This window comes from Frigoribacterium sp. 2-23 (assembly GCF_049601585.1).
In the GTDB taxonomy this organism is placed as follows: Bacteria; Actinomycetota; Actinomycetes; order Actinomycetales; family Microbacteriaceae; genus Frigoribacterium.
Window position 1 is genome coordinate 1,636,310 of sequence record NZ_CP187126.1, and the last position, 14,462, is coordinate 1,650,771.

Sequence of the window (14,462 nt, forward strand, 5' to 3'; positions counted from 1 at the left end):
CCTTACTTCCGGATGAAGATCCTGAACAGTGTAACGGGCCGTCGCCGCGTCACGCGGACGGGCGGGCGGCGTGCTGTCGAGCCTTCTGGAGGAAGTACTCGTGGAACCGGTAGTCGTTCGTCACCTCGGGGTGGAACGACGTCCCGAGCAGGTTGCCCTGCTCGACGGCGACCACGCGTCCATCGTCCAACGTGCCGATCGCCGTCGCCCGGGGGCCGACCTCGTCGACCACCGGTGCGCGGATGAAGACCGCGTGCACGGGGCTCTCCCCGATCGCGGGGACGACGAGGTCGGTCTCGAACGAGTCGGTCTGGGATCCGAACGCGTTGCGGCGGACGGACACGTCCAGACCGCCGATGCTCTGCTGGCCCGCGATGCCGTCGACGATGCGGTCGGCCAACATGATGAGGCCGGCACAGGTGCCGTAGACCGGGAGCCCGTCATGGACGGCCCGACGCAGCGGCTCGGCCATGCCGAACACCCGCGACAGCTTGTCCATCACGCTGGACTCCCCGCCAGGGATCACGAGGCCCGACACCGAGTCGAGTTCCGCCGGTCGACGGACCGGCACGGCCTCGGCGCCGAGTGCCGTCAGGACGGCGAGGTGCTCGCGGAAGTCTCCCTGGAGTGCCAGGACCCCGACGCGGACCGGACCAGCGGTCGCGTCGTTACCAGCCACGCTCGGCGAGCCGGTGCGGAGCCGGCAGATCGGGCACGTTGATGCCGACCATGGCCTCGCCGAGCCCGCGGGAAGCGTCGGCCACGACCTGCGGGTCGTCGAAGAACGTCGTCGCCTTCACGATCGCGGCGGCGCGTGCCGCGGGGTCGCCCGACTTGAAGATGCCCGAGCCGACGAACACGCCGTCGGCACCGAGCTGCATCATGAGCGCGGCGTCGGCCGGCGTGGCCACCCCGCCGGCGGTGAACAGCACGACGGGGAGCTTGCCGGTCTCGGCGATCTCCTTCACCAGCTCGAACGGGGCCTGCAGCTCTTTGGCCGCGACGTAGAGCTCGTCCTGCTTCAGTCCGCGCAGCTGCGCGATCTCCTTCGAGATCGTGCGGATGTGCTTCGTGGCCTCGGACACGTCACCGGTGCCGGCCTCGCCCTTCGAGCGGATCATGGCGGCACCCTCGGTGATGCGACGGAGCGCTTCGCCCAGGTTGGTCGCACCGCAGACGAACGGGACCGTGAAGTTCCATTTGTCGATGTGGTTCACGTAGTCGGCGGGGCTCAGCACCTCGGACTCGTCGATGTAGTCGACACCGAGCGTCTGGAGGATCTGCGCCTCGACGAAGTGACCGATGCGTGCCTTGGCCATGACGGGGATGGACACCGCGGCGACGATCTCGTCGATCATGTCGGGGTCGCTCATGCGGGCGACGCCGCCCTGCGAGCGGATGTCGGCCGGGACGCGCTCGAGCGCCATGACGGCCACGGCACCCGCGTCCTCGGCGATGCGGGCCTGCTCGACGTTGACGACGTCCATGATGACACCGCCCTTGAGCATCTCGGCGAGACCGCGCTTGACGCGGCTCGAGCCGGTCTGCGACGACGAGGGGGACGAGGAGGTGGGGGTGCTGTCGCTCATGATGCCTTCTAGTGTACGGCGGCGGTCAGGCCGCAGGGGGCTCGGTGGGGGTGGGGGCGTCGCCGACCCGTCCTGGTGACGACGGCCAGGCGTCGGCGACGGTCTGGCGTACATCGCCCAGCAGCTGGGTGATCGCCTTCGTCTTCGCGATGATCGGGAAGAAGTTCGAGTCGATCGGCCAGCGCGGGACGACGTGCTGGTGGAGGTGCTCGGCGATGCCGGCGCCCGCGACGCGACCCTGGTTCATGCCGATGTTGAAGCCCTGCGCGTGCGAGGTCTCGGTCAGGACGCGCATGGCGGTCTGCGTCAGGGCGCCGATCTCGGCGACTTCTTCAGGGGTCGCCTCGTCGTACGTCGCCACGTGACGGTACGGGCACACCAGCAGATGGCCGGTGTTGTACGGGTACAGGTTGAGCAGCACGTACGCGTGCGTGCCACGGGCGACGATCAGCGACTGCTCGTCGCTCATCGACGGTGCGAGGCAGAACGGGCAGTCCTCCCGCGAGGGCATCTGCCCCTGCTCGATGTAGACGGCGCGGTGCGGCGTCCAGAGTCGCTGGAACTCGTCCGGGACCCCGGCGAACGAGGCCGACGACTCGGCCTCGACACCGCCGGGGCCGGCCGGCAGGCTCGTCACACCTGGACCTTGGTCTCGATGGCCTCGAGGATGCGCGCGATCGCGTCGTCCACCGGGATGCCGTTCTCCTGCGAGCCGTCGCGGAACCGGAAGCTCACGGCGCCGTTCGCCCGGTCGTCCTCGCCGGCGATCAGCTGGAACGGGATCTTGGCCTTGGTGTGCGTGCGGATCTTCTTCGGCATGCGGTCGTTGCCGTGATCGACCTGGGCGCGCACGCCCTTCTCGCGGAGGCGCCCGATGACACCGTCGAGGTAGTCGCCGTACTCGTCCGCGACGGGGATCCCCATGACCTGCACGGGCGACAGCCACACGGGGAACGCCCCGGCGTAGTGCTCGGTCAGGACACCGAAGAACCGCTCGATCGAGCCGAACAGGGCGCGGTGGATCATGACCGGGCGCTGCCGCGAGCCGTCGGCCGCCGTGTACTCGAGGTCGAAGCGCTCGGGCAGGTTGAAGTCGAGCTGCACCGTGGACATCTGCCACGTGCGGCCGATGGCGTCGCGGGCCTGCACCGAGATCTTGGGGCCGTAGAACGCGGCCCCGGCCGGGTCGGGGACGAGCTCGAGCCCCGTCTCTTCGGCGACCTGACGCAGCGTCTCCGTGGCCTCGTCCCAGGTCGCGTCGTCGCCGACGTACTTCTCCGGGTCCTTGGTCGACAGCTCGAGGTAGAAGTCGTCGAGGCCGTAGTCGCGCAGCAGGCTGAGCACGAAGTCGAGCGTGCCCTTCAGCTCGTTCGCCATCTCGTCTCGCGTCGTGAAAATGTGCGCGTCGTCCTGGGTCATGCCGCGGACGCGCGTCAGGCCGTGGATGACGCCCGACTTCTCGTTGCGGTAGACCGTGCCGAATTCGAACAGACGCAGGGGAAGGTCGCGGTACGACCGCGCCGACGACCGGTACGCGAGGATGTGCATCGGGCAGTTCATGGGCTTGAGGTAGTAGTCGGCCCCCTGCCGCGTGATCTCGCCCTCCTCGTTGCGGGCCTCGTCGAGGTGCATCGCCGGGAACATGCCGTCCTTGTACCAGCCGAGGTGACCCGACGTCTCGAACAGGCTCGACTTGGTGATGTGCGGCGTGTAGACGAACTCGTAGCCCGCCTTCTCGTGCCGGGCACGCGAGTAGTCCTCCATCTGACGGCGGATGATGCCGCCCTTGGGGTGGAAGATCGCGAGCCCCGAGCCGATCTCGTCGGGGAACGAGAAGAGGTCGAGCTCGGCACCGAGCTTGCGGTGGTCGCGCTTCGCGGCCTCCTCGAGCCGGGCCTGGTAGGCGCGCAGCTCGTCCTTCGTCGGCCAGGCGGTGCCGTAGATGCGCTGCAGCTGCTTGTTCTTCTCGCTGCCGCGCCAGTAGGCGGCGGCGACGCGCATCAGCTTGGTGGCGTTGCCGAGGATGCGCGTGGACGGCACGTGCGGGCCGCGGCAGAGATCGAACCAGACGACCTCGCCGGTCTTCGGGTCGACGTTGTCGTACACCGTCAGCTCGGCACCGCCGACCTCGACGGACTCGCCGGCATCGCCCGCGACCTCGTCGGAGCCGCCCTTGAGGCCGATCAGCTCGAGCTTGTAGGGCTCGTCGGCCAGCAGCTCGCGCGCCTCGGCGTCGGTGACGACGCGTCGACGGAACTGCTGCCCCTGACGGATGATGCGTTCCATGCCCTTCTCGATGGCCTTGAGGTCGTCGGGGGTGAAGGGCTCGGCCACGTCGAAGTCGTAGTAGAAGCCGTCGGTGACGGGCGGGCCGATACCCAGCTTGGCCTCGGGGTTGATCGCCTGGACGGCCTGCGCCATCACGTGGGCAGCCGAGTGCCGGAGGATGTCGAGGCCGTCGGGCGTGTCGATGCCGACGGGGCTGACCACGTCGCCCGGCTTCAGCTCGGACGCGAGGTCGCGGAGCTCGCCGTCGACACGGACGGCCACGACGGAGCGGTCCGTGAACACCTCGAACCCCGTCGTCGTCTCGGTGACCTGCACCGGCTCGGGGGTGGAGGCGGACGAAGCGAGTGGCGACTGGTCAGACACGGCGGAGAGGTTCCTTACGTCGAGGGATTCAGCTCAGTTTAGACGGGAGCGTGACCGTCACCGGGTCGTCGTGCGCCGGGTGAGGGCGTCGGCCACCGATCCGTTACCGAGGAGGCGCGCGTGCGAGATCGAGACGCGCTCGGCCGACAGGGCGACCATGCACGCGGACAGGGAGCCGAACAGTCGTCCGTCGGGCAGCGTCTCGCGCTTGACGATCGCCTCGTCGTGCTCGACGGGCAGCTCGGCGCTCTCGCGGAGCACGTCGAGCCACGGGCCCCAACTGCCCTCCCCGTCCCCAGCGTCCGAGGCGTCGGGCAGGGATGACGTGGGCGCCGGCGCGCTTCGGAATCGCGGCAGCCAGCGGGCCACCCGGGCGACATCCGGGTCGTCCGTGCGGCCGTGCGTGAGCATGTGGACGCCGGCCGGGAGCTCCGTCGTCGTGGTGCTCTCGCCGTCCCAGGAGGTCGTGCGGGCCGTGCCGTCGTCCGTCGACAGGAGGGTGAACGGCCGGCTGGTCTGCGGCCCCGTCGGGACGACGCCGTCGACCACGGCGTCGAGGGGCAAGGCGCCACGGGTCGTCCAGCCGCCGGGTGGCGCCGTCGGCTGCTCGTGCCGGTTGAGCACGACGGCCAATCGGGACGGCCCCGTCGCTCCGGCGAGCCAGGCTCCCCCGGCCTCCCGGTCGTGCACGCCGACCACCCGGTCGCCGAGCTCGGGCCACCAGGCCCCCGGCGGGTCCCACGGCCGGTCGGCGAGCTCGTCACGGAGTCCGAGCAGCACGACGGGCCAGTCGGTGCCGGGCTGGAGGGACACGATGACGGTGCACACGGATAGACCTTCTTCGGGTGGGCGATGCGGCGTCCACGGCGCGGATGCGGCATCGTGGACGTCGCAACGCTACCCGCCCGAGCCGAGCATCCGGGCGACGAGAGGACGACCGTGTCGACGAGCCCCGCAGAAGATGACCGACGCCCCACCCGGGCCCTGACGATCGTGGTCGGCGTGAGCGGCGGGATCGCGGCGTACAAGGCCGTGTCGATCGTCCGCGGCTTCGTCCTGCGGGGCCACGACGTCCACGTCGTGCCCACGGAGAACGCCCTGCGCTTCGTCGGCGCCCCGACGTTCGAGGCCGTGAGCCGCAATCCCGTGACGGCCTCCCTCTACGACGACGTCGCCGAGGTCCGGCACGTCGCGCTCGGTCAGCGGGCGGATCTCGTCGTGGTCGCGCCGGCCACGGCGCACACCCTCGCCGCGATGGCGACGGGCCTGGCCTCCGACCTGCTCGGCACGACCCTGCTCGCGACGACGGCACCGGTCGTGGTGGCTCCCGCGATGCACACCGAGATGTGGCGGCACCCGTCGACGCAGGCGAACGTCGCCGTCCTCCGCCGTCGCGGAGTCGTCGTCGTAGGCCCCGACGACGGACCGCTGACCGGAGGCGACGTGGGGCCCGGCCGCCTGAGCGACCCCGACCGCATCGTCGACGAGGCCCTGGCCGCCGCGACCGCGGGCGACGCGCCGCTCGACCTGGCGGGACTCGAGGTCGTGGTCTCCCTCGGCGGCACGCGCGAGCCGCTCGACCCGGTGCGCTACCTCGGCAATCGGTCGAGCGGCCGCCAGGGTCAGGCGCTGGCCGCGGACGCCGCCCGGCGCGGTGCGCGGGTCACCGTCGTGGCCGCCCATGCCGACCGCGACGTGCGGGCGGCTCTCGCCGCCGTGCGGCAGAGCGACGGAGAGCCGATCACCATCGTCGACGTCGGGACGGCCCTCGAGCTGTCGGCCGCCGTGCACCAGGCCGCCGAGACGGCGGACGTCGTCGTGATGGCCGCTGCCGTCGCGGACTACCGCCCTGCCGCTGTCGCCGAGACGAAGATCAAGAAGGACGTGCAGGGCGACACGCTGACGCTCCGGCTGGTCGAGAACCCGGACGTGCTGGCCGGGCTCGCCGCGTCGCGACGCCCGGGTCAGACCGTCGTCGGCTTCGCCGCCGAGACGGCCGACGACGAGGAGGCGCTGCTCGCGCTCGGCCGCACCAAGATGGCCCGCAAGAAGGCGGACCTGCTCGTGCTCAACCCGGTCGGCTGGACGCGGGGCTTCGGCTCGGACGAGTCGACGGCGACGATCATCTCGGTCTCCGGCGACGTGGTCGCACGGGCGAGCGGCTCGAAGACCGGGGTCTCCGCGGCGATCTGGGACGCCGTGCTCGCGGTCCGAGCCTGAGACGGACGGTCAGGCGGTGGCGAGCTCCCGGCCGCAGACCTCGGCCGCGACCCACGCGAGCATGCCGCACTTGACGCGCATGACGAACTTCGAGACACCGTGGAAGACGACGGCGTCCCCGAGGACCTCGTCGTCCGGCTCGCCCGCGCCCCGGGAACGCATCATCTCGCGGAACTCTCCCACGAGCGCCGCCAGCTCGTCGAGGGTCCTACCCGGCGCGAGCTGCGACAGGACGGAGGCGGAGGCCATCGAGATGCTGCAGCCGGCGCCCGACCACCGGAGGTCGGCGACCCGGCCCGTCTCCGGGTCCAGGGCGAGCCGGACCGTGATCTCGTCGCCGCAGGTCGGATTCCGCTCGTAGTGCTCGGCGTGCGGACCCGTCGTGGCCGCGGCGAGGTCGTCGAGCGACCCCGCGTCACCGTGTCGCGCCTTGGCGTGGTCGAGGATCACCTGCTGGTACAGGTTGTCGAGAGACGCGCTCATGCCGTCGCCTCGCCGTCCACGCCGAAGTAGCGGCGCACGCCCGACACCGCGTCGATCAGCCGGTCGATCTCGTCGGTGCTCGTGTACAGGTAGGTGCTCGCGCGGGTCGTGGCGGTCAGCCCGAGCCGGCGGTGCAGGGGTTGGGCGCAGTGGTGCCCGACCCGGGCCGCGATGCCGACCGCGTCGAGGTACTGCCCGACGTCGTGCGCGTGCACGCCGGCGACGTCGAAGGACGCCAGCCCCGCGCGGGCGACCCCGCTCGGCGGCCCGACGACGGTGACACCCGGCAGAGCCTCGAGACCGCTGACGAGACGCTCGCCGAGCGCCTCCTCGTGGTCACGGATCCGGTCGAGACCGACGGCCTCGAGATAGCGCACGGCCTCGGCGAGGGCGACGGCCTGCGAGACGGGTTGCGTGCCGGCCTCGAAGCGCTGCGGGGCGGGCAGGTAGTCCGCACCCTCCATCGTGACGGTCGAGATCATCGAGCCGCCGGTCCGGAACGGCGGCAGCGCGTCGAGCAGCCCTCGACGACCGTAGAGGACGCCGATGCCGGTCGGGCCGAGCATCTTGTGCCCCGAGAACGCCGCGAAGTCGACGTCCAGGGCGTGCAGGTCGAGCGGACGGTGGGGAGCCGACTGGCAGGCGTCGAGCACGACGAGGGCACCGACGGCGTGCGCCAGCGCCACGATCTCGTCGACCGGTGCGACGAAGCCCGTGACGTTCGAGACGTGGGCGAACGCCACCACCCTCGTGCGCTCGGTCACCACGGCCGCGACGTCGTCGGCGGTGTACGTGCCGTCGTCGCGCACGGGCACGTAATGGAGGTCGGCTCCGGTCGTCGCCGCCAGTTCGAGCCAGGGCACGAGGTTCGCGTGGTGCTCGGCCTCGGTGACCACGATCTCGTCGCCCGGGCCGACGACGAACCGCTCGGCGGCCGACCCGCCGCGCCCCCGGGAGGCGTTGGCGAAGCCGTAGGCGACGAGGTTGATCGCATCGGTGGCGTTGGACGTCCAGACGATCTCGTCCGCCGTCGCGCCGACGAACCGGGCCACGGTCTCACGGGCGTCCTCGAACGCCTCGGTCGAGAGGGCCGCGAGAGTGTGGGCGCCGCGATGCACGGCGCTGTTCGTCGTCTCGAGGAAGCCACGTTCGGCGTCGAGGACGCGCGTCGGCCGCTGCGCCGTCGCACCGGAGTCCAGGTACGCGAGCGGTTCGCCGTTCACCTCCTGCCGCAGCAGCGGGAAGTCGACGCGGAGGGCGCGGGCGTCGTCGTCGGTCAGGGCCGCGCGAGGCGCGGAGCCGGAGGACGACGAGGAGGCGCGGGGTTCGGGTGTCAGGTGAGTCACGGTGTCCTTTCCCCTCGATGGTAACGAGCCGTCCTGGGCGTGACGACCCGGGCGGGAGCCCGTCGCCCTGGCCTCGGAGCGACTTCCCCGGTCGACCCGCGATCGAAACATCGCCGTCACACGACGCGATTAGGGTGGCGCCCGTGCTCGAGATCACCGGCGCCAGCCACATCGTCATCGACCGCGACACCGAGACCACGGGCAGCCTGTTCGTGCGGGACGGCCGCGTCGTCGACCCCGCCGACGTCCGCCCGGGAGAGGTCGTCGAGATCCTCGACGCGACCGGCTGCGTCGTCACGCCCGGTCTCGTCAACGCACACCACCACCTCCTCCAGAACGGGTTCCGCACGCTCCCCGGCACGCGGGGCGTGCCGATGGCCGAGTGGCTTCCGACGATGGCCCGGGCCTACGCGGGCGCGGGCATCGACGCGTCTCTCGTCGCCGCGACGTCCGCCGTGGGCATCGCCGAGGGCCTCCTGTCGGGTGTGACGACGATCGCCGACCACCACCTGAACTGGCCGCCGGCCGAGGTGGGCGTCCAGGCCACCGTCGACCTGGCGGCGGCCGTGGCCGCCACGGCCGCCGGGCTCGGGTCGCGACTCGTCTTCGTGCGCGGCTCGGCCCGGGACTCCCCCGAGACGGCGGCGGCGTCGGCGGACGCGATCGTGCGCGCCCTGCTTCCCCGCACCTCCGGCGGGGTGAGCGACGACGGCCTGCTGCAGCTGGCCGTCGGACCGGCCGGGGTGCACAGCGACCCCCGCGAGACGTTCGAGGCGCTGGGCGCCGTGGCGGCCGAGCACGGGCTCCGGAGGCGCACCCAGGCGAACGAGCAGGTCGACGTCGCGATCGCGCTCGAGCGCTACGGGAGGCGCCCCCTCGATCTGCTCGAGGAGTGGGGCTGGCTCGCCCCCGACGTGACCATCGCCCACCTGTGCGCGGTCACGGAGGACGAGATCGCCCGACTCGCGGCCGCCGGCGTGAGCGCAACGCACGCGCCCGGCTGCGATCTGCCGATGGGCTGGGGCATCGCGCCGGTGCAGGCGCTGCGGGCCGCCGGTATCGCGGTCGGACTCGGCACGAGCGGGGGCGGTAGCAACGACGCCGGGCATCTGCTGGCCGACGCCCGGCTGGCGCTGCAGGTGGCTCCGCTCGTCGGTCCACCGTTGGAGGCGCGGGACGCGATCGCCCTGGCGACGGACGGATCCGCGCGAGGACTCGGTCGCCCCGAGCTCGGGCACCTCCGGCCGGGGGCGGCGGCCGACCTCTGCCTGTGGGACGTGAGCGGGGTGGCCGACGCCGGCGTCGCGGATCCGGTGGCCGGTCTGCTCTGGGCGTCACCCGGTCGGCGCCCTCGCGATGTCCTCGTCGCGGGCCGGTCGGTCGTCCGCGACGGCCGGCTGACCACGGGCGACGAGCACGACCTCGTCGACCGTCTGCACCACCGCCTCGGCGTGCGCGCCTAGAGGTCGAGGACGAGCCGCGGGCACGCGGCGCGGGACACGCAGACGAACATGCGGTCGTTCGCCGCCTGCTCGTCGGGCGTGAGGATCGAGTCGCGGTGGTCGACCTCGCCCTCGAGCACGACGGTCTCGCACGTCCCGCAGGTGCCCTCGCGGCAGCTCGACAGCACGAGCACGCCGGCGTCGTCGATCACGTCGAGCACGCTGCGCTCCGGAGGCACGGTGACGGTGATACCGCTGGCCGCCAGTTCGACCTCGAACGCCTCGTGCAGGACCGGCTCGCCGACGGTCTTCGGTTCGAAGCGCTCGACGACCACCTGCCGCCCGGCGCCCGCCGCCTCGACGGCGTCGAGCAGGCGCTCCGGGCCGCAGCAGTACGTCGTCGTGAACGGGGGCAGTGCCGCGAAGAGCCGGTCGAGATCCAGCCGGGAGCCCTCGTCGCGGGCGTAGACGTGCAGGCGGTCGCCGTGCCGGACTGCGAGCTCGTCGAGCAGGGCCATGGTCTCGCGCGACCGGCCCGCGTAGTGCAGCTCGTAGTCGACGCCGGCCGCCGCGGCGAGAGCCGCCATCGCCGAGATCGGGGTGATGCCGACTCCCCCGGCCACGAAGCGGTAAGCCGTGCCGCGGCGGGGCTCGAACTCGAAGTGGTTGCGCGGCCCCGCGACCCTGAGGGTCTCACCGACGGCCAGCTCGTCGTGCAGCCAGGCCGAGCCTCCTCGTCCGTCGACCTCGCGCAGGACGCCGATACGCCACGTGTCGGCCGCGGGGTCGCCGCAGAGCGAGTACTGGCGCACGTCCCCGCTCGGCAGCACGACGTCGATGTGCGAACCGGGTGTCCACTGCGGCAGCGAGGCGCCGCCGATCGGGCCGAGGGTGAAGAGCTCGACGTCCCGCGACCCGGCGACGCGCTCCGTGACGACGACGTCGAACTCGGTGTCGTGCAGCCCCGCGCTCATCGGACGGCCGCGTGCTCTTTGACGACGAACAGGCGATAGCCCCGATCGTCGAGGGCGTGCCAGCGGTGCGGGGTGCCGCCCACGTAGTAGAGCGAGTCGCCGACCTCGAGCACGCGGGGCTCGTCGTCGCCGAGCTCGACGACGAGCGCTCCCTCGACGACGTGTACGAACTCGTCCTCGGCGTGCGTGAAGAAGGCGTCGGGAACGAGGTCGGTGCCACGGATCTCCATGGGCGTGAACCGGCGCGCGCCGTGCACGAGCAGGCGTGCGCCGGCCTGCCCGTAGGGGCCCGTCGAACCCTCGTCGTTCCGCACGAGACCGATCGGCTGGGCCGCCGGCTCGACGGCGTCGTCGGCGGCCGCGAGCAACTCGACCTGGCTCGACCCGAGCGCCTGGGCGATGCGGCCCAGCGAGACCATGCTGGGCCGGGCCAGGCCGCGCTCCAGCTGGCTGAGGAAGGGATGCGACAGCTCGGCCACGGCGGCGAGCTGCACGAGCGTCAGGCCCCTGGCGCGTCGGAGCTGTCGGATGCGTCCGCCCACGGCCAGTGCCTGCGGGTCGATCGCGGTGTCGGTCGTGCTGACGGGAGGCTCCTTCGAACGGCGGGGGCGGACGGGCTCTGTCTGACGTGGCCTCGACGACCCGGCATCAATTAACACGTGGAAACGATGGCGTCATCTGCCGGAAACGGGCCGTCCCTAGATTGACACATGTTGAGCCCATCAACATTATTCCACCATCGGAAGGCGCCCCGCCCGTGACCGATCTCCCCCGCCGACTCCGCCTGCTGACGGGTGCGACCCTGCCCGACGGCCGCGTCGTCGACGTGCTCCTCGACGGCGACACGGTGGAGGCGGTGCTCCCGGCAGGCGAGGCGGCACCGGTCGCGGAGTCCCTCGACCTGACCGGGTTCCTCCTGCTGACCGCGCCCGCCGAGCCGCACGCGCACCTCGACAAGGCCCTGTCGTGGGATGCCATCCGGCCCCCGATGGGCGACCTCGGCCTGGCCATCGCTTCGTGGCGGGTCTACGCCGCGACCATGACCGTCGACGACATCGCCGGGCGTGCCCGGGCCCAGGCCCTCCGCATGCTCTCGCAGGGCACGACGGCCGTCCGCAGCCACGTCGACGTCCTGCTCGGCGACGCACCCACGCGGGGAGCCGAAGCTCTCGTCCGGGTCCGCGACGAGCTCCGTGACCTCATGGACATCGAGATCGTGGCCCTCGCCTCCCAGGACACGACGGATGCCGACATCGAGGCCGTCCTCGACCTCGGCGTCGACCTCGTCGGGGGTGCGCCGCACCTCGCCGACGACCCGAGCGCGGATCTGCAGCGCCTGCTGGCGCTCGCCGACCGTCGTGGCGTGGGCGTCGACCTGCACACCGACGAGAGCCTCGACGGACCGGTCACCCTCCGCGAGTTCGCCCACACCGTGCGCGACTGGACGGTCAACGTGTCGGCAGGCCACTGCGTCCGCCTCGGCACGATGGGCCGCGCCGAACGGACCGAGACGATCGCGGCCGTCAAGACGGCCGACATCGGCGTGATCGCCAACCCCATCACGAACCTCTACCTCCAGGGTTGGGAGCACGACGCGGGCGCGCCCCGCGGTCTCACGGCGGCGCGCGACCTGCTCGACGCCGGCGTCCGTTTCGCAGCCGGTGCCGACAACGTCCGCGACCCGTTCAACCCGCTCGGCCGGGGCGACGCGCTCGAGACCGCGATGCTGCTCGTCACGGCCGGCCACCTCACCATCGACGAGGCCTACACGGCCGTCGCCGACGGGGCGCGATCGGTGCTCGGCCTGCCGACGGCCGGCGTCGTGCCCGGCGCCCGCGCCGAACTGCTCGCCATCCGCGCCGGCAGCCTCGCCGACGCGGTCGCCACGGCGTCGCCCGAGCGCGTCGTCATCCATCGCGGACGGGTGGTGGCCGAGACGAGCGTGCGCTCGCGCGTGGCGACGCCCGCGTCGGGGTCGACCCGTGCCTCCTCAGCTGACCAGACCCCGATCCTCACCGAAATCAGGTAACGACATGACCACGACCGAGACGCCCCCTGCTCCCGTGCTGAGCGGACGGCGCAGCACGCTGCTCGACTTCTCCGACGTCGCGCTGCGGTTCCCGAACGGCACCGTCGCCCTGCAGGGCGTCGACCTGACCGTCGACCGCGGCGAGTTCGTGACGGTCGTCGGGCCGTCGGGCTGCGGCAAGTCCACCCTGTTGCGCATCGCCTCGGGGCTCGAGACCGCCTCCGAGGGCGACGCCGACGTCGACACCGATCGCATCGGCTACGTCTTCCAGGACGCGACGCTGCTGCCGTGGCGGAGCATCCTCGACAACGTCGAGCTGTTGGCCGAGCTGAACGGCATGCCGAAGGCCGAACGCGCCGTGCGAGCGCGCGAGGCGATCGACCTCGTGGGGTTGTCCGGCTTCGAGAAGAACCTGCCGAAGCAGTTGTCGGGCGGCATGAAGATGCGGGCCTCGCTGGCACGCTCGCTCACCCTCGACCCCGAGTTGTTCCTGTTCGACGAGCCGTTCGGCGCGCTCGACGAGATCACTCGCGAACGCCTCAACGACGAGCTGCTGAGGCTGTTCGTCGAGAAGGGCTTCGCCGGCCTGTTCATCACGCACTCGGTGTCGGAGGCGGTCTACCTCTCGACCCGCGTCATCGTCATGTCGGGTCGGCCGGGTCGCATCGTCGGCGAGTTCGACGTGCCGTTCCCCATGCCACGCGACCCCGAGATCCGCTTCACCGCCGAGTTCGCCGAACTCGTCGGCGAGGTCTCGCACGCACTTCGAGAAGGGCACCACTGATGGCTGTCGACACCCGCGTCACCACCGCCGTCGAGCGGCGATCGGCTGCCGGCCGGAGGCGCGGCTCGGCCTCCCGCACGCGCAACGCCGTCCTGCCGGTGGTCGTGTTCGTCGGACTCATCGGCGTCGGCTACCTGATCGCGCTGTACTACGACAAGGTCCGCGAGCTGCCCTTCCTCGTGCCGTACCCGCACCTGGTGCTCAAGGCGATCGTCGCCGAGCCCGCCTTCCGGCCGCAGCTTCTGGAAGCGCTCGGGAACACGGCTCTCATCGCCGTGATCGGGCTCGCGATCGCCATCGTTCTGGGCATCGCGTGGGCCGTGCTGATGGTGCAGGCCAAGTGGATCGAGAGCGCGCTGTTCCCCTACGCCGTCGTCCTGCAGTGCATCCCCATCCTGGCGCTCGTGCCGCTGATCGGATCGCTGTTCGGCTACGAGATGCCCTCGCGGATCATCGTGACGGTGCTGTTCGCCCTGTTCCCGATGGTGGCGAACACGCTGTTCGGCCTGCAGTCGGTCGACAAGGGGCAGCGCGAGCTGTTCCAGCTGCAGGGCGCCTCGCGCTGGACGACGCTGACGAAGCTGAGGTTCCCCGCCGCCCTGCCGTCGATCTTCATCGGCCTGCGCAACTCGGCCGGTCTCTCGGTGATCGGCGCGATCGTGGCCGACCAGTTCTTCCAGCGCGGCCAGGGCGGACTCGGCGTGCTCATCTCCGTCATGAACCAGCGCCTCAACGGAGCCGAGATGTTCGCCGCGATCGTCGTCGCCTCGGTCTTCGGCGTGCTCGTGTTCGTCCTCTTCGGCTGGCTCGGACGCCTCGCCATCGGTCGCTGGTTCGACTTCAACTGACCGGCGTCCCGCCGACCCTCACCGCGCCTCCCGTCCCTCACCGCGCCTCCTTCCGTCCCTCGTCCCTCCTCCGCACCCGAACACCCTCCTGCCCC

General features: G+C 71.6%; 14 protein-coding genes. 5 read left to right on the forward strand and 9 right to left on the reverse strand.

The genetic code is table 11. The features are described 5' to 3' along the window. Positions 1–49: 49 nt before the first annotated feature. From pdxT to ACPEEZ_RS07745, 5 genes are all read right to left on the reverse strand, one after another. Complete coding sequence (pdxT, locus tag ACPEEZ_RS07725) at positions 50–679, reverse strand: pyridoxal 5'-phosphate synthase glutaminase subunit PdxT (protein WP_423924172.1); 630 nt, start codon at positions 677–679, stop codon at positions 50–52. Continuing rightward, entirely contained in the window at positions 669–1,589 is a 921-nt protein-coding gene (gene pdxS, locus ACPEEZ_RS07730; protein WP_423924173.1) for a pyridoxal 5'-phosphate synthase lyase subunit PdxS, read from the reverse strand. The genes pdxT and pdxS overlap by 11 nt, the downstream gene beginning before the upstream one ends. 25 nt (positions 1,590–1,614) lie before the next feature. Next, positions 1,615–2,226 (reverse strand): HIT family protein, encoded by a 612-nt coding sequence (locus ACPEEZ_RS07735; protein WP_423924174.1) that lies wholly within the window; start codon positions 2,224–2,226, stop codon positions 1,615–1,617. After that, positions 2,223–4,193, reverse strand: coding sequence for a threonine--tRNA ligase (gene thrS, locus ACPEEZ_RS07740; protein WP_423924209.1), 1,971 nt, complete (start codon positions 4,191–4,193; stop codon positions 2,223–2,225). The genes ACPEEZ_RS07735 and thrS overlap by 4 nt, the downstream gene beginning before the upstream one ends. A 105-nt stretch (positions 4,194–4,298) precedes the next feature. After that, on the reverse strand, positions 4,299–5,069 hold the full coding sequence (locus tag ACPEEZ_RS07745) for an NRDE family protein (protein WP_423924175.1): 771 nt from the start codon (positions 5,067–5,069) through the stop codon (positions 4,299–4,301). 156 nt (positions 5,070–5,225) lie between these two features. Here ACPEEZ_RS07745 and coaBC point away from each other — a divergent pair, with 156 nt between their 5' ends. Further along, positions 5,226–6,461 (forward strand): bifunctional phosphopantothenoylcysteine decarboxylase/phosphopantothenate--cysteine ligase CoaBC, encoded by a 1,236-nt coding sequence (gene coaBC / locus ACPEEZ_RS07750; protein ID WP_423924210.1) that lies wholly within the window; start codon positions 5,226–5,228, stop codon positions 6,459–6,461. Positions 6,462–6,470: 9 nt separating this feature from the next. Here the strand turns inward: coaBC and sufU are convergent, their stop codons facing one another. After that, positions 6,471–6,944, reverse strand: a complete 474-nt coding sequence (gene sufU / locus ACPEEZ_RS07755) for a Fe-S cluster assembly sulfur transfer protein SufU (RefSeq protein WP_423917103.1) — start codon at positions 6,942–6,944, stop codon at positions 6,471–6,473. Then, entirely contained in the window at positions 6,941–8,224 is a 1,284-nt protein-coding gene (locus ACPEEZ_RS07760; protein WP_423924211.1) for an aminotransferase class V-fold PLP-dependent enzyme, read from the reverse strand. Before ACPEEZ_RS07760 ends, sufU begins: the two co-directional genes overlap by 4 nt. A 209-nt stretch (positions 8,225–8,433) precedes the next feature. Between ACPEEZ_RS07760 and ACPEEZ_RS07765 the strand changes: the two genes are divergently transcribed. Then, positions 8,434–9,753, forward strand: coding sequence for an amidohydrolase family protein (locus ACPEEZ_RS07765; protein ID WP_423917105.1), 1,320 nt, complete (start codon positions 8,434–8,436; stop codon positions 9,751–9,753). Here the strand turns inward: ACPEEZ_RS07765 and ACPEEZ_RS07770 are convergent. Continuing rightward, positions 9,750–10,706 (reverse strand): PDR/VanB family oxidoreductase, encoded by a 957-nt coding sequence (locus ACPEEZ_RS07770; RefSeq protein ID WP_423917108.1) that lies wholly within the window; start codon positions 10,704–10,706, stop codon positions 9,750–9,752. The two genes, ACPEEZ_RS07765 and ACPEEZ_RS07770, sit on opposite strands and share 4 nt — an antisense overlap. Further along, positions 10,703–11,365 (reverse strand): helix-turn-helix domain-containing protein, encoded by a 663-nt coding sequence (locus tag ACPEEZ_RS07775; protein ID WP_423917110.1) that lies wholly within the window; start codon positions 11,363–11,365, stop codon positions 10,703–10,705. The genes ACPEEZ_RS07770 and ACPEEZ_RS07775 overlap by 4 nt, the downstream gene beginning before the upstream one ends. Positions 11,366–11,463: 98 nt before the next feature. Here ACPEEZ_RS07775 and ACPEEZ_RS07780 point away from each other — a divergent pair, with 98 nt between their 5' ends. The 3 genes from ACPEEZ_RS07780 to ACPEEZ_RS07790 are packed head-to-tail and all read left to right on the forward strand — an operon-like array spanning position 11,464 to position 14,367. Further along, entirely contained in the window at positions 11,464–12,735 is a 1,272-nt protein-coding gene (locus ACPEEZ_RS07780) for an amidohydrolase family protein (protein WP_423917113.1), read from the forward strand. 4 nt (positions 12,736–12,739) lie between these two features. Then, positions 12,740–13,519, forward strand: coding sequence for an ABC transporter ATP-binding protein (locus ACPEEZ_RS07785; RefSeq protein WP_423917116.1), 780 nt, complete (start codon positions 12,740–12,742; stop codon positions 13,517–13,519). Further along, the gene (locus tag ACPEEZ_RS07790; protein ID WP_423917119.1) at positions 13,519–14,367 is read left to right on the forward strand and encodes an ABC transporter permease; all 849 of its coding nucleotides are present in this window, start codon (positions 13,519–13,521) and stop codon (positions 14,365–14,367) included. Before ACPEEZ_RS07785 ends, ACPEEZ_RS07790 begins: the two co-directional genes overlap by 1 nt. Positions 14,368–14,462 lie beyond the last annotated feature (95 nt).